This is a genomic window from Pacificoceanicola niger, assembly GCF_048553275.1.
GTDB lineage: Bacteria > Pseudomonadota > Alphaproteobacteria > Rhodobacterales > Rhodobacteraceae > Pacificoceanicola.
This window is the reverse complement of record NZ_JBLZMW010000001.1, coordinates 103,348-119,758: the sequence shown is the minus strand read 5'-3', so window position 1 is coordinate 119,758 and position 16,411 is coordinate 103,348. Positions and strand designations below refer to the sequence as shown.

General features: G+C 64.2%; 17 protein-coding genes. 11 read left to right on the top strand and 6 right to left on the bottom strand.

Going from position 1 to position 16,411, the window contains the following annotated elements:
* The first annotated feature begins 3 nt into the window (after positions 1 to 3).
* Positions 4 to 564 carry a type 1 glutamine amidotransferase domain-containing protein gene (locus ACN2XU_RS00565; RefSeq protein ID WP_419408431.1) on the top strand — a complete coding sequence of 187 codons (561 nt, stop codon included), beginning with the start codon at positions 4 to 6 and terminating at the stop codon, positions 562 to 564.
* A 75-nt stretch (positions 565 to 639) separates the two neighbouring features.
* Here ACN2XU_RS00565 and ACN2XU_RS00560 read toward each other — a convergent pair whose 3' ends face one another.
* Entirely contained in the window at positions 640 to 1,092 is a 453-nt protein-coding gene (locus tag ACN2XU_RS00560) for a DUF4399 domain-containing protein (RefSeq protein ID WP_419408430.1), read from the bottom strand.
* 228 nt (positions 1,093 to 1,320) lie between these two features.
* On the opposite strand from ACN2XU_RS00560, the gene ACN2XU_RS00555 reads away from it, so the two are divergent.
* A complete protein-coding gene (locus ACN2XU_RS00555) occupies positions 1,321 to 2,226 on the top strand; it encodes a LysR family transcriptional regulator (RefSeq protein ID WP_419408429.1) in 906 nt (301 codons plus the stop codon).
* A gap of 99 nt (positions 2,227 to 2,325) precedes the next feature.
* On the opposite strand, the gene ACN2XU_RS00550 is transcribed toward ACN2XU_RS00555, so the two are convergent.
* Both ACN2XU_RS00550 and ACN2XU_RS00545 read right to left on the bottom strand, forming a co-directional pair.
* Positions 2,326 to 2,925 (bottom strand): LolA family protein, encoded by a 600-nt coding sequence (locus ACN2XU_RS00550; RefSeq protein WP_419408428.1) that lies wholly within the window; start codon positions 2,923 to 2,925, stop codon positions 2,326 to 2,328.
* Positions 2,926 to 3,092: 167 nt separating this feature from the next.
* The gene (locus tag ACN2XU_RS00545) at positions 3,093 to 4,274 is read right to left on the bottom strand and encodes an MFS transporter (protein ID WP_419408817.1); all 1,182 of its coding nucleotides are present in this window, start codon (positions 4,272 to 4,274) and stop codon (positions 3,093 to 3,095) included.
* Between ACN2XU_RS00545 and ACN2XU_RS00540 the strand changes: the two genes are divergently transcribed.
* Positions 4,176 to 4,970, top strand: coding sequence for an REP-associated tyrosine transposase (locus ACN2XU_RS00540; protein WP_419408427.1), 795 nt, complete (start codon positions 4,176 to 4,178; stop codon positions 4,968 to 4,970). The two genes, ACN2XU_RS00545 and ACN2XU_RS00540, sit on opposite strands and share 99 nt — an antisense overlap.
* 140 nt (positions 4,971 to 5,110) lie before the next feature.
* Here the strand turns inward: ACN2XU_RS00540 and ACN2XU_RS00535 are convergent, their stop codons facing one another.
* The gene (locus ACN2XU_RS00535; RefSeq protein WP_419408426.1) at positions 5,111 to 5,767 is read right to left on the bottom strand and encodes an ImuA family protein; all 657 of its coding nucleotides are present in this window, start codon (positions 5,765 to 5,767) and stop codon (positions 5,111 to 5,113) included.
* Positions 5,768 to 5,888: 121 nt separating this feature from the next.
* Between ACN2XU_RS00535 and ACN2XU_RS00530 the strand changes: the two genes are divergently transcribed.
* The 4 genes from ACN2XU_RS00530 (at position 5,889) to truB (ending at position 10,990) form a co-directional block, all read left to right on the top strand.
* A complete protein-coding gene (locus tag ACN2XU_RS00530; protein WP_419408425.1) occupies positions 5,889 to 6,932 on the top strand; it encodes an aldo/keto reductase in 1,044 nt (347 codons plus the stop codon).
* A gap of 165 nt (positions 6,933 to 7,097) precedes the next feature.
* Complete coding sequence (metG, locus tag ACN2XU_RS00525) at positions 7,098 to 8,810, top strand: methionine--tRNA ligase (RefSeq protein ID WP_419408424.1); 1,713 nt, start codon at positions 7,098 to 7,100, stop codon at positions 8,808 to 8,810.
* Positions 8,811 to 9,074: 264 nt separating this feature from the next.
* On the top strand, positions 9,075 to 9,968 hold the full coding sequence (locus tag ACN2XU_RS00520) for a LysR family transcriptional regulator (protein WP_419408423.1): 894 nt from the start codon (positions 9,075 to 9,077) through the stop codon (positions 9,966 to 9,968).
* A gap of 113 nt (positions 9,969 to 10,081) precedes the next feature.
* Positions 10,082 to 10,990 (top strand): tRNA pseudouridine(55) synthase TruB, encoded by a 909-nt coding sequence (gene truB, locus ACN2XU_RS00515; protein WP_419408422.1) that lies wholly within the window; start codon positions 10,082 to 10,084, stop codon positions 10,988 to 10,990.
* Positions 10,991 to 11,205: 215 nt separating this feature from the next.
* Here truB and ACN2XU_RS00510 read toward each other — a convergent pair whose 3' ends face one another.
* Both ACN2XU_RS00510 and ACN2XU_RS00505 read right to left on the bottom strand, forming a co-directional pair.
* Positions 11,206 to 12,027 (bottom strand): alpha/beta fold hydrolase, encoded by an 822-nt coding sequence (locus ACN2XU_RS00510; RefSeq protein ID WP_419408421.1) that lies wholly within the window; start codon positions 12,025 to 12,027, stop codon positions 11,206 to 11,208.
* Positions 12,027 to 12,704 carry a haloacid dehalogenase type II gene (locus ACN2XU_RS00505; protein ID WP_419408420.1) on the bottom strand — a complete coding sequence of 226 codons (678 nt, stop codon included), beginning with the start codon at positions 12,702 to 12,704 and terminating at the stop codon, positions 12,027 to 12,029. The genes ACN2XU_RS00510 and ACN2XU_RS00505 overlap by 1 nt, the downstream gene beginning before the upstream one ends.
* Positions 12,705 to 12,938: 234 nt before the next feature.
* Between ACN2XU_RS00505 and ACN2XU_RS00500 the strand changes: the two genes are divergently transcribed.
* The 4 genes from ACN2XU_RS00500 to ACN2XU_RS00485 all read left to right on the top strand — a co-directional run bounded on the left by ACN2XU_RS00500 (position 12,939) and on the right by ACN2XU_RS00485 (position 16,354).
* On the top strand, positions 12,939 to 13,367 hold the full coding sequence (locus ACN2XU_RS00500; protein WP_419408419.1) for an FKBP-type peptidyl-prolyl cis-trans isomerase: 429 nt from the start codon (positions 12,939 to 12,941) through the stop codon (positions 13,365 to 13,367).
* A 133-nt stretch (positions 13,368 to 13,500) separates the two neighbouring features.
* Positions 13,501 to 14,289: a 3-oxoadipate enol-lactonase gene (gene pcaD, locus ACN2XU_RS00495; protein ID WP_419408418.1), complete on the top strand. Its 789-nt coding sequence runs from the start codon at positions 13,501 to 13,503 to the stop codon at positions 14,287 to 14,289.
* Positions 14,290 to 14,293: 4 nt separating this feature from the next.
* Positions 14,294 to 15,004: an alpha/beta fold hydrolase gene (locus ACN2XU_RS00490; RefSeq protein WP_419408417.1), complete on the top strand. Its 711-nt coding sequence runs from the start codon at positions 14,294 to 14,296 to the stop codon at positions 15,002 to 15,004.
* Between the two features lie 27 nt (positions 15,005 to 15,031).
* Positions 15,032 to 16,354 carry a class-II fumarase/aspartase family protein gene (locus tag ACN2XU_RS00485; protein ID WP_419408416.1) on the top strand — a complete coding sequence of 441 codons (1,323 nt, stop codon included), beginning with the start codon at positions 15,032 to 15,034 and terminating at the stop codon, positions 16,352 to 16,354.
* Positions 16,355 to 16,411: the final 57 nt, after the last annotated feature.

Sequence of the window (16,411 nt, the reverse complement as noted above, 5' to 3'; positions counted from 1 at the left end):
ACCATGCCGAGCATCGACTCTGCGAAGATCCTCATCATCTCGACCGACGGTTTCGAGCAATCCGAACTGGAATTCCCGCGCGATCAACTGCGCGCCAAGGGCGCCACGGTGCACGTGGCCACGCTTGACGGCAAGGCCATCACCGGCTGGGAAGGCAACAGTTGGGGCCGCGAGGCCGAGGCCGACCTCAAGATCGCCGACGCCAAGCATTCCGATTACGACGCCCTCGTCATTCCGGGCGGCCAGATCAACCCTGACCTGCTGCGCGTAGAAGACAGCGTGCTGACGCTGGTCAAGGATTTCGAAACATCCGGCAAGGTGATCGCCGCCGTATGCCATGCCCCTTGGGTGTTGGTGGAGGCCGGTGTTGCCAAGGGCCGCACCATGACATCCTATCCGTCGGTCAAGACGGATGTGATCAACGCCGGTGCCAACTGGGTCGATCAGGAGGTCGCGACGGACAAAGGCGTAATCACCTCGCGCAATCCGGGTGATCTGAAGGCTTTCGTCAGCAAGATCGTCGAGGAAGTGGAAGAAGGTGTGCATCAGCGCGACGCGGCGTGAACGCCGACGCCTGAATTGATCAAGCGACAGAACGGCGCGCCCACTCCGGGCGCGCCGCTTTCGTGTGCTGAGCCGTTATTCGACAGTAATGGTGATCTGCTCGGACATCACCGGGGTGCTGTGCGGGACGTGCCCGGCATCGCCCAACACGAGCTGCAGCGTATGCGGGCCAGGTGCGAGATCGAGCGTGACTTCGGTTTGGCCGCCGCCGAAATGGCGGTGATGCTCATCCGAGGGCAGACCATACATCATCTCTTCCATGCCATCTTCGCCCTTGCCGAAGGCCGGCCGGTCGATGAGCAGGTGATGGTGGCCGGTGTTTTCCTTTTCCGTACCGGCCGGAGCGACGCCCATGCCGGACAGGCCAAAGACAACCGTGACCGGCGACGAGACGGTGTCGCCATTCCCCAGATTGACGAAGTAGACCGCCGCGTTCTCCGGCGCCGGAGTCTCTCCGCCCTGCTGTGCCGGGGCCGCGGACGCCGCGAAAACCAGCGCGGTCGCCGCGATCATTGCACGAATCGACATGACAATTCCTCCTTTTTGGTTGTGCGCAAATCCTAGCACGATCCTGACGAAACCAAGCCTCGGCGGGGGGCAGCGGCGCGCTCTTGCCGACATCGTGACCGCGCGCCTGCCCGTTTCCTGCCTTGAAACAAGGGCTGCATTACCCCGCAATTGTCCCGCGGATGCCCAAGTTCAGCCTCACTTGAACGGCAAAACGGCAGGACACAGAATGCAGAAAGAGAGCCGCGCATGGACCGACTCACGGAAATGGAAGCCTTCGCCACGGTTGTGGATCAGGGAGGTTTTACCGACGCCGCGAAAAAGATGGGGATTTCGAAATCCGCCGTGTCCAAGCACGTCTCGTCGCTGGAGGCCCGTCTTGGTGCGCGCTTGCTCAATCGCACGACGCGCCGGGTCTCGCCCACCGAGATCGGGCTGGCCTATTACGACCGGGCACGCCGTGTGTTGAATGACGCCGGAGAGGCCGACGCGCTGGTCACGTCGATGCAATCGGCCCCCTCCGGGCTGCTGCGGATTTCCGTGGCGACGGATTTCGGGGTGAACCATTTGTCGCCCGTTCTGGGCGATTTCCTCGCCGAATTTCCGGATATCACCGTGAACATGGTGCTCAACAACCGCTACGTCGAGTTGATCTCGGAAGGCTTTGACATGGCGATCCGCATCGGGGAGCTGGAAGACAGCACCCTGCGCGCCCGCAAGCTGACCGAAACGACCAAGCGCATGATCGCCTCGCCGAAATATTTCGAGCAATTCGGCCGTCCGCAGCGGATCGACGATCTGAACGAACACAAGCTTCTGCACTATTCCAACCAGTCGTCGGGCAATGTGTGGAAAATCACCGCGCCGTCCGGCGAAAAGCGCCAGGTGCGCACCGCTGGCTGGCTGACCGTCAATGACGGGCAGTCGCTGCTCAATGCCTGCACTGCCGGGCTCGGCATCGCCTACCTGCCCTCCTACCTCTATCACGACGCCATGGCGCAAGGTCTGGTCGAGGAGGTGATCCCCGATCTGCCGATCGAGACTCAGGGCATCTATGCCGTCTACCCGCCGGGCCGCTTCACCCAGCCGAAGGTCCGCGCGTTTATCGACTTTCTCGTGCATGCCTTTGCCGAGAAGGGTCCGAACGGCTGGTAAGCCCGGACCCCTTGGACATGCGAAAAGCCCCGGGATCTCTCGGGGCTTTTGCGTTGCGCTCTGTGTGGAAGGGACCGGCCGGCGGTCATGGGCGCTGTGTCAGCGCAGCTTGGCCAGTTCCGGATCAATGTAGAACATCCTGTTCGGCAGAGCGGTCGCCTCCAGTTCGCCGAGCACAACCGTCGTCTGGTTGCCATCACCATCGGTGATGATCCACTGGCGCAGCTGCACCGGGTTGCCGGTGAACTTCAGTTGAATGGTGCCATATTCGGGCCGCTTCGGATCCTGCGCGGTCACGGTGGTCGCGGTGCCATCATAACTGTGCCCCGTCACCATGCCCGCGCGCGTCAGATCAACAGTCCGGTCGAGAATGATCGACAGCGGCGTCTGGCTCAGCGGATAGGTCTCTGGCTGGGCGTTCAACTTACGGTCCAGAATATAGACCGCCCCCGCAGAGGCGAGCACCAATGCCCGCTCCGGCGGATTGTAGTCAAACCGCACCTTGCCCGGCCGCTTGATCGCAATGGTGCCGGTGGAAATCGTGCCATCGGCGTTGATCTGCGTAAATGAGCCTTGCACGGCCTTGAGGGTGTTGAGGTACCGCGAGATCTGGCCAAGGGAGAGTTGCTGCGCCTGTGCGGGCAGCGCGGCCAGCGTGCCAATGGCCAAAAGGCCTGCGGTGAAAGCTCTGCGGATCATCTGTATTCCTTCCTGCTCGGACTGCACTCTACTTGGCACTTCGACACGGGTTATGCGATAGCGCCGCCCGTGTAAGACGATATCGGCGGCAAACCTCCGCCAATCAAGGGGAAGCGCCCGGGTTTTGGAGTAAGCCAGTCGCACGAAGGCGCGATCTTCAGGCGCAGTCAGGGCTTGTCGGCTTCCCGGAAACGCGACATCAGGCGGCCCACGGTGAAGGAGGTACGCGGCGCATAGATATAGGCGGTGCGCTCCTCCGACGGCGGCCGGGCCCGCATCCGAACGACGCCAAAAAGCACCAGCGCCACATGGCCGATCGCGATCAGCGCGAACAGCGCCGGAGGGCCATAGCTCTGGATCAGCGCGGACGCGACCCAGGGCGCGGCGATGGCGCCGACCGCGTACCAGAACATCAGCGCGGCAGAGAGTTCGACCCGTTCGTGGGTCTGCGCAAAATCATGCGCATGGGCGGCCGAGACCGAGTAGATCGGGAAGGTGAACAGACCGAAAATCGCGGCCGTGGCCATGACACCCGCCGTAGGCAGGCCCTGCACGGTTGCGGTGAGCAGACAGCTTGCGATCGCAGCGACGGAGAGCCAGATCAGCACGATCCGGCGATCGAACTTGTCCGCAAGCCATCCCACCGGCAGTTGCGAGATCGCACCGCCAGCAACATAAGCCGCGAGAAACAGGGCGATCTGGGACGTGGCCAGGCCCACTTCGGAGCCATAGACCGGACCGACCATGCGAAAGGATGCGCCGGAGAGCGCCGAGACCAGAACCCCGGCCACAGCCAGCGGCGAGCGGTCCCAGGCAAGGCGCGGGTTGAGACGCGGCGCGGCAGGCACCGCCGGTTGATCGAGCCGCGTGAGCGTGAGTGGCAGAAGCGAGGCCGCACAAAGCACCGCGAGCACCGTGTAGGAGGCGTAATGCGCCGGTTCCAGCACCGAGATCATCAGCTGCGCCACGAGAGAGGCACTCATGTCGGCGACCCGGTAGGCGCCCATGGCGCGCCCCCGGGTTTCGTTGGTGACCTTCGATTGCAGCCAGGCCTCGACAACGGTGTAGCAGCCGGCGATGCACATCCCCTGCGCGATCCGCAATCCGGCCCAAGCATAGGCGCTGTTGGTCAGACTGTGCCCGAGAATGCCGATGATGCCGAGCGCGGTGAACGCGGCAAAGCCCCGCGAATGACCGACAGAGCCCATGAGGCGCGGCGCCCACCAACACCCCAGAAAGAAGCCAAGGAAATGCGCGGAGCCGAGCAGGCCGATCTGCATTGTGCTGAAGCCCAGCGCGAACCCCGAGAGCGCATCCAGCGGGCCAAGGCCCCCGGAAGAGAGCTGCAGCAGGATGACCGAGAGGAAAAGGGCGGCGAAGGACACAATGAGGCGCATCCCTTGGTAAAAGCAGGCTTCCCGCAGGTTGTCACGGCAAGATGCGACCCGGCGTGTCGTTTTGTGGGGCGCGCGGGGCTCTGCGCGATTCAGCTTTACTTAACCACGGTGCGCGATGCTGGATATATGGTTGCGTATCAAAGAGTGCGGGTGCCGGGTGGCACGGTTTTCTTCACGGTCTGCCTTGCGCGGGCGGGATCCAGACTGCTGATTGATGAAATCGACACGCTGCGATGGTCTGTGGGGCGCACGCTCGGCGAACAGCCGGTAACCGTATTGGCCTGGGTGGTTTTACCGGACCGCATGCACACGATCTGGCGACTGCCGGAGGGCGATTGCAGGTATTCGCGCCGCTGGGGGGCGATAAAGGGGCGGTTCAGCCGGGCCCTGCAAAAGGCAGCGGGTGCGGGGCACAGCCCCGCCCTACGAGACCCACGGCCTGGAGACGCGGGCATCTGGCAGAGACGCTTCTGGGAGCATCACATCCGCAGCGCCGAAGATCTGCGTGTTCATCTGGAGTACTGCCGGTTGGCACCCGTCGAGGCCGGGCTTGTCAGCCACGCCGAGGATTGGCCGTTTACCCATCTGCACCGCGAAAAGGCGCGATTGGCACGATGCCCATCGGCCGGCAAGGCACGAACCGGATAAGAGAACCGGGTGCTGCGCGTTGGGCCATCTTCTCTTTTGCCAAACACCCAACGTTCACTCGGCGTATCGGCGTTTCGCCGGGGCGCCGCTTTAAGGACCGGGACCGCCGGAGTTCCGCGAGACCGCCACTGCAGTTCTGCCTATCCCCCAAGCGCAACGGCCTGTAGGGCGGGGCTTTGCCCCGCACCCTCGGCCTGAAGCCCGGCACCATCGCACCACCAGCCCTTCGGCGGCAGCATCCGCGCCCGCAGGCGCTCCAGACGCCACAGATCGCGGCCCGGAGGATGCGCGGGATCGAGGCTCCAGCGCGTCTCGATCCCCGCCGCGCCGCCACGGTCCGGCGTCAGCAACAACCCCAAAGGCTGGCACACCCCCGCGCCCGCGCCGGTTTCGGCAGCGAGGTGCAAGCGGCGCACGGGTGTCATGGCCGGCGGCTCGGGCAATTCCGCCACGACCAGCGGCACCGCACCGCTGCGCAGCACTTCCTCCACACACCACAGCAGATCCGTCACGCTGCGCGGATCGACGAAGGTGATGCGTCCCGGATCAATCAGCGGCGCCACGCCGTCCGGGTTCAGTCCGTTCGCGCCCCCCATGCCCCCTGCCCCGCTGCGTTGCGGGGCAATCCAGAACACACCGCCGGTCATCTGGCGCGCAATCCACAGGGCCATGGTCCGCCGTGCGCGGCCGCACACCTCGTGCACCCGCGCATAAGGCAGGCGCACCTCGTCCCAGAACGTCAGCGCGGGGGGCGGACGATGCGGGCGTCGGGCGAGCAAGGGATCAACGGGTCTCATGCAGGTAAGGTATATGTTCTTATTTTGTTCTCCAAGAGATTCGGTGCATCCCGCCCCCTGCTCTTGGCATTCGCGGCGTCGGAGCTATGGTCGCGCAAACGCGATAGACAGGAGAGACGCCATGAAAATGAACCCGCTCGGCCGTACCGGCATCGAGGTTTCCGAACTATGCCTTGGCACCATGACCTATGGCCGCCACACTGCGGAGGCCGAGGCGCACCGGCAGATGGACATGGCGCTGGATGCGGGGATCAACTTCATCGACTGTGCCGAGATGTATCCGGTCAACCCCATCGAGGCCGAAACCGTGGGCGACAGCGAGCGTGTGCTCGGGACCTGGTTCGAAAAGACCGGACGGCGCAAGGATTACGTTCTGGCCACCAAGATCACCGGTGCCGGCAACGCCAAGGTTCGCGACGGGGCACCGATCACCGGCGCTCTCATTCCGCAGACCGTGGAGGCCTCGCTGCAGCGGCTCAAGACCGATTACATCGACCTCTATCAACTGCACTGGCCGAACCGGGGCAGCTATTGTTTCCGGCAGAACTGGCGGTACGATCCTTCCAGCCAGAACCGTGAAGACACCATGCAGCATATGGCCGACGTGCTGGGCGCGATGCAGCGCGAAGTGGAAAAGGGCCGGGTCCGGGCCTTTGGCCTGTCGAACGAGAGCGCCTGGGGCACCGCGATGTGGCTCAAGGTGGCCGAAGAGGTAGGTGGGCCGCGCGTCGCTTCGATCCAGAACGAATACTCGTTGGTGTGCCGGTTGGCGGACACCGATCTGGCGGAACTGATGGTCAACGAGGATGTCGGTCTGTTGCCGTTCTCGCCCCTCGGCGCGGGGCTGCTGACCGGAAAGTATCAGGGCGGGGCGGTTCCGGACGGCTCTCGCATGGCCATCAACGGCGATCTTGGCGGGCGCAAGACGCCGCGCGTGTTCGACGCGGTGCAGGCATATCTCGACATTGCAAAGGATTTTGGCGTCGATCCCGTGCACATGGCGTTGGCATGGTCGGCGCAGCGGCCCTTCGTCACCTCCTCGATTTTTGGCGCGACTCATGTGCCCCAGCTGGAGCAGCTGCTTGGCGCGGCAGAGCTGCGACTCTCGGACGAGATCAAGGAGGCCATCGACACGGCGCATAAGGCGCATCCGATGCCGTATTGAGGCGCAAAGGTCCGGGCAGGCCGTCCTGCTGTTCTGCCCGGACCGTTGCGCATGGGTGGCGGACCTGTTGCAGGCCGGACCTGGCATCGCCGTGCCGTTAAATCCTTATGGCCCTCCTCGCGCCCATGCGGTAATCAGCGCGCAAACGCGAGAAAGAGGTGAGACATGGCCAGACATCTGATTACTTCCGCCATTCCCTACATCAACGGGATCAAGCACCTCGGGAACCTCGTGGGCAGCCAGTTGCCCGCTGACCTCTACGCCCGCTATCAACGCGCGCGCGGCAACGAGGTGCTGTTCCTCTGTGCCACTGACGAACACGGCACTCCCGCCGAACTAGCCGCCACCAAGGCGGGCAAGCCCGTGGCCGAGTATTGCGCCGAGATGTGGGCGGTTCAGGCAAAGATCGCGGAGGGCTTTGGCCTGTCCTTCGATCACTTCGGACGGTCCTCTTCGGCGCAGAACCGCAAACTGACCCAGCATTTCGCCGCCCGCCTCGATGACGAGGGGCTGATCCGCGAAGTGTCGGAAACCCAGATGTACTCTCACGCCGATGGCCGCTTCCTGCCGGATCGCTATATCGAGGGCACCTGCCCGAACTGCGGCTTTGACAGTGCGCGCGGCGATCAATGCGACAACTGCACCAAGCAGCTTGATCCCGTCGACCTGATCAACCCGCATTCGACAATTTCCGGCTCGACCGAACTGGAAATGCGCGAGACCAAGCATCTCTACCTGCGCCAGTCCGCCATGAAGGACCGCATCGAAGAGTGGATCGACACCCGCACCGGCTGGCCGATCCTGACCACATCGATTGCCAAGAAATGGCTGAACGACGGTGATGGCTTGCAGGATCGCGGCATCACCCGCGATCTCGACTGGGGTGTGCCAGTGATGAAGGGCGACGCGCCGTGGCCGGGCATGGAAGGCAAGGTCTTTTATGTGTGGTTCGATGCGCCGATCGAATACATCGCCTGCGGGCAGGAATGGGTCGACGCGGGCAAGGGCGACGATTGGGAGCGCTGGTGGCGCACCGACAAGGGCGCCGACGATGTGCGCTATACCCAGTTCATGGGCAAGGACAACGTGCCCTTCCACACGCTGTCGTTCCCGGTGACGATCCTCGGCTCGAACGAGCCGTGGAAGCTGGTGGATTATATCAAATCCTTCAACTACCTGAACTATGACGGCGGCCAATTCAGCACCTCGCGCGGGCGCGGTGTCTTCATGGATCAGGCGCTGGATATTCTGCCGGCGGATTACTGGCGCTGGTGGCTGCTGTCCCACGCGCCGGAAAGCTCGGACGCGGAATTCACATGGGAAGGCTTTCAGCAGGATGTGAACAAGGATCTGGCGGACGTGCTGGGCAATTTCGTCAGCCGCGTCACCAAATTCTGCCGCTCGAAATTCGGCGAGACGGTGCCGGAGAAGGGCGCATTTGGCCCGCTGGAGCAAAAACTGCTGACCGACATGCAGGCCAAGCTCGACGAGTACCAGAACCACATGGACGCCATTGAGGTGCGCAAGGCGGCGGCGGCGCTGCGGGCGCTTTGGGTCATGGGCAACGAATATCTGCAAGAGGCCGCGCCGTGGTCGACCATCAAGGAAGACGAGGGCAAGGCGGCCACGCAAATCGCACTGGCGCTGAACCTGATTCAATTTTACGGGGTTCTGTCGTCGCCCTTCATACCGGGCGCGAGCAAAGCGATGCTGGAGGCGATGGCCTGCGACAACACGAATTGGCCGGTGAACGTGGAAGAGGCGCTGTCGCGGCTGAAGGTCGGCCATGCGTTCAGCGTGCCGGAGAACCTGTTCTCCAAGATCACCGACGATCAGCGTGCCGAGTGGCAGGAGCGGTTTGCCGGGACGCGCGACTAGGCGCACCCGCGATCAGCCGGGCTTTTCGGTTTTCCGAACCCAGACCACCGAAAAGGGCAGCCAATTGGGCGGCCCTTTTTCTTTGGTTCGGCCAAAAATAAACGCGCGCAAGCGCAGCAGCCGGCGTCTGCGCGCCCATTCTTTGCGGCTGCGGACACGGGCGTGGATGATGTCCCGTTCGGTCACAGGCTGTGGTGCGGCGCGAAGCGGAGAGAGCAGGACAGGCATAGTCATAGGTTTCACTCCTGAGAGAGGATGGGGCAGATGCCTACACTTTGCCGCGCGTTTTCTCTTGAAAATACGGACGATCTCCACAACCCTATTTTCATGAATGAAAGTGATCTGAGCCTCGATGATCTCGCGCTGCTGCTGCTCGTGGCCAAGGGCGGCTCTCTGACGCAGGCCTCCAAGGCCAGCGGCGTGCCGCTTCCGACGCTGTCCCGGCGCATGGGAAAGCTGGAGCAGGACAGCGGCAAGGCGCTGTTCCTTCGCGGCAAGGCCGGGTACGCGCTGAGCACCGAGGGGCTGGCGTTGGTGCGGGAAATCGGCGATCTCGCGGCGATCCAGCGCCGGATTGCGCGATGGCAGAGCGCCGATCCCGGCCCGCGTCGGGTGCGGATCACCGCCGGTTTCTGGACCTCCCGCTTCCTCGCCCAGCGCCTGCGGCCCGATCCGGCGGCCGACTGGATCCCGGAATTCGTGCCGTCAAATGCGCCGCTGGATCTTGCCCGGCGGGAGGCGGACATCGGCATTCGCAACCGGGCGCCGGATCATCCGTGGCTGGCGCGGCAACGGCTGCGGCGGATCGACTATGCGGTCTACGGGGTGGCGGGCGCGCCGGACGGTTTCGTGACATTGCCGGGCACCGACGCGCTGCCGCCCTCCCAGCGATGGGTGCGCGAGCATCATGCCGACAGAATCGCCACAACCGCGAGCGACACGCGGCTGTGCCTTGATCTCGCGCTTTCAGGCTTTGGCCGACTCGTCCTGCCCTGTTTTGCCGGAGACGCAGAGGCGGATTTGCACGCCTTCTCCGATCCGATTCCCGCGATCGGCCATGACGAATGGCTGGTCTCGCATCAGGACGCCCGGCACGATCCACCCATACGTGCCGCGCTTGCCGCCATTGCGGCCACCTTGCAAGATGCAGCGGTATAGCGCGGGTGCACCGCTGAGATGACGGGATTCTTTGCCCCCGTGGGCGACGCCTGAATTGACAGGCCCCGGCCCGCTTGCTACGCCCCGCGCCTTGGCAGGCAAGAGGATACGACATGGCACGCAAGCGCAAGGGACGGGATATATCCGGCTGGCTCGTGGTGGACAAACCGGCGGGTATCACGTCAACCTCCGTGGTCAACAAGGTGCGCTGGGCGCTGGACGCGAAGAAGGCCGGTCATGCAGGCACGCTCGACCCAGAAGCCACCGGAGTGCTTGCCATCGCGCTTGGCGAGGCGACGAAGACGGTTCCCTACATCACGGACGCCTTGAAGGCCTATCGCTTTGTGGTCCGGCTCGGGCAGGCGACAAACACCGATGACACCGAGGGCGAAGTGATCGCGACGAGCGATCTGCGCCCCAGTGATGCGGAGATCAAGGACGCGCTCAACGACTTTGTCGGCGACATCATGCAGGTGCCGCCGCAGTTCTCGGCGGTCAAGATCGACGGAGAGCGCGCCTACAAACGCGCCCGCGATGGCGAGGAAATGGACTTGGCCGCGCGGCCGTTGTACGTTGATGAACTGGTCATGACGGACCGGCCCGATGCCGATCACGTCGAATTGGAAATGGTCTGCGGCAAGGGCGGCTATGTGCGCTCCATCGCCCGCGACTTGGGCAAGCAGCTGGGCTGTCACGGCCATGTCCTGCACCTGCGGCGCGTCTGGTCCGGCCCATTCGAAGCCGAAGAGGGCCTCAGCATCGAGGACATCGACCGGATGGCCAAGACGCCCGAGCTGGACAGCTTTCTGCGCCCGCTCGAAGACGGGTTGGCGGACCTGCCGGAAGTCAAGGCAACCGCAGAAGGCGTGGCCCGTCTGCGCAATGGCAACCCCGGCATGATCCTCGCCTCCGATCTGGAATACGGCGACGAGGCCTGGGCCTCCTTTGATGGCGCGGCCGTGGCCGTTGGCACCGTGCGCGGCGGCGAGCTGCACCCAAGCCGCGTGTTCGTGACAGGCTGAGAAGGCTGTCACCACTGGCCTGCGCCGCATCATCCGGCCCCGGCTTCCCCGCCCGGCCCTTGCCATCAACGGCGGCGGCCTGCGTCGTGGCCCGGATGCCATCAGGCCCAAGGAGGGCACACCGGGCCGACGCCCGTGTTCGGGCGGGCGGTCTTCCGGGAGGTTTTCGCGGCGACGGTTGGGCCGGGGTCAACCGCGCCGCTACACTGCCCGGCTCAGACCAGCATCTTGAGCCAACGCCGTAGAGCGCCCAGTGATTCGGCCTCATCGAGAAACGGGATATGACCGCGATCCGGCACTTCGGCGCTGATCATGTCGGGGCGACGGCGCTTCATCTCCGCAAAGCATTCGGACGAAAGCAGGTCCGAATTCGCACCGCGCAGCGCACACAGCGGCAGTCCGGCGAGGGCGTCGAAGAACGGCCAGAGGTTTGGCGAAGGTTGCGCGCCACCGCCCAGAACCGCCTCGCGCAGCTTGGGATCATAGGTGATTTTCAGCCCGTCTGCCCCCTCGCGGTAGAGGATTTTCACCTCATCGAGCCAGCGCCCCTCCGGCAGGTTGCGGAACGCGGTCATCGCCGCCTCGCGGGCAGCGGCGGCCTCCTCGTAGGTCTGCCACGGCGGCTGCTTGCCAAGGTAGCCCTTGATCACCTCCAACCCGGTGTCGGCAATTTCCGGGCCAATGTCATTGAGCGCCACGCCGATCAGACGCTCCTTCACGGTTGCCGCCAGTACCATGGCAATCAGCCCGCCGCGCGACGTGCCGAGAACCGCCGCCTTTTCAAGGCCCAGATGGTCGAGCAGCTCCATCGCATCGCGGCCCTCGACAGGAATCTGGTAGGTCTCATGCGGGGCCCAATCCGACTGGCCCCGCCCGCGGTAATCCATACGGATCAGGCGGACCCCGTCCAGATGCGGCGCCATGAAATCGAAATCGCGGGTATCGCGGGTCAACCCGGTCAGGCACAGCAGCGGCAGCCCTTCGCCCTCGTCAAGATAATGGAGGGCAACGCCATCAGAGGCAAAGAAACGCGGCATCAGACAATCTCCGGAATGGTGGTCAGGTCGGAAAGAACATGGTGCGGCGCGGCCATGAGACGATCCTGCGGCAGGTCCAAGCGGTTGACCCAGACGGTCCGGAAGCCATAGGCCGCAGCCCCGGCCGCGTCCCAACCGTTTGAAGACACGAACAGAACCTCGCCAGGGGAACAGCCGAACCGCGCCCCGACCATATCATAGACCGCGCGGGCGGGCTTGAAGATGCCAACGCTTTCGACTGAAAGCACCGCATCGAGATACAGTCCGATGCCGGAATGATCGACCGCGCCTTCGAGCATCTCCGGGCTGCCATTCGACAGAATCGCACAGTCCAGCCCCCGCGCCTTGAGCGTTGCCAGCATCATCGGCACCTCACGGTAGGCCGCCAACTCCCAATAGAGCGCCAGCAGAAGTTCGCGCAGCTCCGGATCGTCAAGCCCCGCCTTCTCCATCGCCCAATCCAGGCCATCCTTGGTTACCTGCCAGAACGGCACATGGTCCCCGGTGACCGCGCGGAGCCAGCTGTATTCCAACTGTTTCGCGCGCCAATCCGCCGCAAGCGCGGGCCAGACCGCAGCCAGTGTCTCCCGGCCCGGCTGTTCCGACGCGATGCGCGCCGCCGCGGCGACATCGAACAGCGTGCCATAGGCATCGAAAACACAGACCTTCACCGGCATCACGCCCTCCCCTTATGTGTTCGCGGGAACCCTGACACAGCGCATGGCCCACGAAAAGCCGCCCTCATGCTTCTTCTCTTCAAGAATACTCAAGAAAAGCGGCCAGCCAGACAATGGCCATGCCGCCTGTTTGCAAATCCGGCAGAAAACGCTTACTTTGTCGGGGAACAAGAGCACCCGGGGCGCCCCGGCCTCTTTACCACTGACCCTTTTTCCCAAAATATCGGAGCACTCATGACGCAGGTCAAATCCGGCGACACCGTTCGCATTCATTATACCGGCACTCTCACCGACGGCAGCACCTTTGACAGTTCCGCGGGCCGCGATCCGCTCGAATTCGAAGTTGGCTCCGGTCAGATCATTCCCGGCCTTGACAAGGCGATCCCGGGAATGACTGTGGGGGACAAGAAGAAAGTCGAAATCCCGGCGGACGAGGCCTATGGCCAGCCGAACCCGCAGGCCCTGCAAGCTGTGCCACGCGCGGAAATCCCGGAGGATATTCCGCTTGAGGTTGGCACGCAGCTGCAGGTGCAGACGCCCACAGGGCAGGTCATGCCCGTGACCGTGACCGAGGTGACCGAGGCAGAAGTGACGTTGGACGCCAATCACCCGCTGGCCGGAAAAGATCTGACCTTCGATATCGAACTGGTCGAAATCGCCTGATCCCTGCGCGGGCCCCTGGCCTGCAATCGGAACGGTCCGTAGGGCGGGGTTATACCCCGCCCTTTTTCGTCGGCCCCTCTTCCCGCCCTCCGCATCCGGCGCTACCCTGCGCAAAAGCATGGGAGGACACACAATGCACATGGCCAATCTCGACGGGCTTCACCTGCAGTACCGCATCGACGGGCCAGAGGATGGCGTACCCGTGGTCTTCGCCAATTCGCTTGGCACCGATTACCGGCTTTGGGACCCGATCATGCCGCTTTTACCGGATGGCCTGCGAATCCTGCGCTTCGACAAGCGCGGCCATGGTTTGTCGGATTGCCCCTCCGGTCCCTACACGATGGGTCAGCTGATCGCGGACACCGAAGGGTTGATGGACCGGCTCGGTTTCAGCAATGCCATCTTTGTCGGCCTGTCGATCGGCGGGATGATCGCGCAGGGTCTCGCGACCAAGCGGCTCGATCTTGTCCGAGCCGTCGTCCTGTCCAACACCGGGGCCAAGATCGGCACCCGCGACATGTGGCAGGAGCGTATTGACGCGGTGGCTGCTGGCGGTTTGACCTCGGTCGTGGATGGCACCATGCAGCGCTGGTTCGCCCGCCCCTTCCACACCACGGCGGACTTTCACGCGTGGCGCAATATGTTCCTGCGCACCCCCGCTGCGGGCTGGATGGGCTGTGGCGCGGCCATCGCCGGAACGGATTTCTACACGACGACGGCAAGCCTGCGCCTGCCGGCGCTTGGCATTGCCGGAAGCGAAGACGGCTCGACGCCGCCGGATCTCGTGCGCGAGACGCTCGGTCTGATTCCCGGCTCGGAGACAAAGCTCATTCAGGGCGCGGGCCATCTGCCCTGCGTGGAAAAACCCGCCGAATACGCCGCCATCCTGACCGAGTTCCTCAAGGCGCAGGGCGCCGTCTGACCCCATGGCGACATTCCTGTTGATTCACGGCGCCTGTCATGGCGCCTGGGCATGGCGTGATGTGCTCCCCGCGCTGACCGCGATGGGCCATGAGGCCTCTGCGCTCGATCTGCCCGCCCACGGGGCGGACCCTACACCCGCCACAGGCGTATCGCTCGACACCTATGCCGAGGCCATCGTTGCGGCCTTGCAACCGGATACCATCCTCGTCGGCCACTCCATGGGCGGCTATCCGATCAGCCGTGCCGCGCAGCTCGCGCCGGATCGCATCAGGCGGCTGGTCTATCTGTGCGCCTATACCCCGTGGCCGGATCTGACCTTGGCCGACATGCGACGGCTGGCCGACCGGCAACCGCTTGTTCCGGCCATCCGGATCAACGATAACCGTGTCACCATGGGCTTCGATCCGGACATGGCACCGGCCCTGTTCTATCACGATTGCCCGCCCGAGACCGTCGCCTTCGCGTTGCAGAATCTCTGTCCGCAGCCCATCGCGCCGATGGAGACCGCCCTGCCAGATCATGCCCATGTCGCCCCGCCACGCAGTTACATTGTGTGCCGAGACGACCGGGCCATTCCACCCGAGTTGCAGGACCGGATGGCGGCGCAATTGCCAGCGGCGGACGTCCATGCGCTGCCCACGTCGCATTCGCCGTTCTTCTCCGCGCCCGAGGCCCTGGCCGACCTGCTCGACAGTCTCGCCGCAAAAGCCTAGACGCGGCGCAATCAGACGAGGACCACCATGCCCGCATCCCCCTTCGACAGCGCCCATTTGCACACGCTTTTCCCGACAGGAGAGACAGCCCGCCTGTTCTCGGACAGTGCCGAGGTGCGCGCCATGATGCTGGTCGAAGGGACGCTGGCGAAGGTTCAGGGGGCCCATGGCGTCATCCCGGAAATCTCCGCCGCCGCCATTCACCGCGCCAGTCTGGAATTGCAGATCGACCCCGGCGGTCTGGCCAGCGCCACCGGCGAGAACGGCGTCAGCACCCCTGCCCTCGTCGCCGCGTTTCGCGATCTGATGCAGGCGCCGGAACATGCGCAATATCTGCATTGGGGCGCAACCTCGCAGGACATTCAGGACACCGCCCTGATGCTGCGCCTGCGGCAAGCCTTGAGCCATGCGGAAACGCATCTGGACGCGATCCTGAAAGACCTAGCCACCCTCGCTGACGCACATGCGCAAACGCCCATGACCGCCCGCACCTACGGTCAACACGCCACACCGACCAGCTTCGGCGCACAGGTGGCGCAATGGGGCTGGCCGCTGCTTACCCTGCGCAAGGCCCTGCCCGAGCTGCGGGAGAGTTGCCTTTTGGTGTCGCTCTCCGGTGCGGCGGGGACGGCCTCTGTACTCGGGGATGATCCGGCGGCATTGCGCCGGGATCTGGCGGAAAAGCTTGGCCTCAATGATCCCGGCCACAGCTGGCACACGGATCGCACCCCAATCCTGCGCATCGCGGACTGGATGACGCGTGCGGCGCTGGCCTGCGGCAAGATGGGCCAAGACCTGATCCTCGCCACGCAATCGGGCATCGGCGAGGTGATCCTGGGCGGCACCGGCGCATCATCGACCATGCCGCAAAAACAAAACCCCGTGGCACCGTCGGTGCTCAAAGCGCTTGCCGCCCATGCCCAGGGGCTGAACGCGACGCTGCAGGGCGCCGCAGTGCACAGCCAGCAACGCGATGGCGCCGCGTGGTTCACCGAATGGCTGACCCTTCCACAGCTGGTCCTGACGGCCACCGCATCGCTGACCCACACGGCGAGCCTGGCACAAACGATCCGGCCAAACACGGACTCCATGCAGGCAACACTCGACAGCACCGGCGGGCTGGTCCTTGCCGAGGCGCTTTCCTTTGCTCTGGCAAGACAGATGCCCCGCCCCGAGGCGCAGGCCGCGACAAAAACGCTGTGCAAGGAGGCCCGGGAAACCGGGCGACCGCTGGAAGAGATCGCCCGTGCGGCCTATCCCGACCTGCCGTCGGGCGTCTTCGACACAGCACAGCAAACCGGAACCGCCGCGCCAGAGGCCCGCGCCTTTGTCGATGCCGTGCGCGGCTGACCGAACACCGCCACGTCACACGAAGCATTCCCGCTTGCACCGCTGCCATACCCGTCG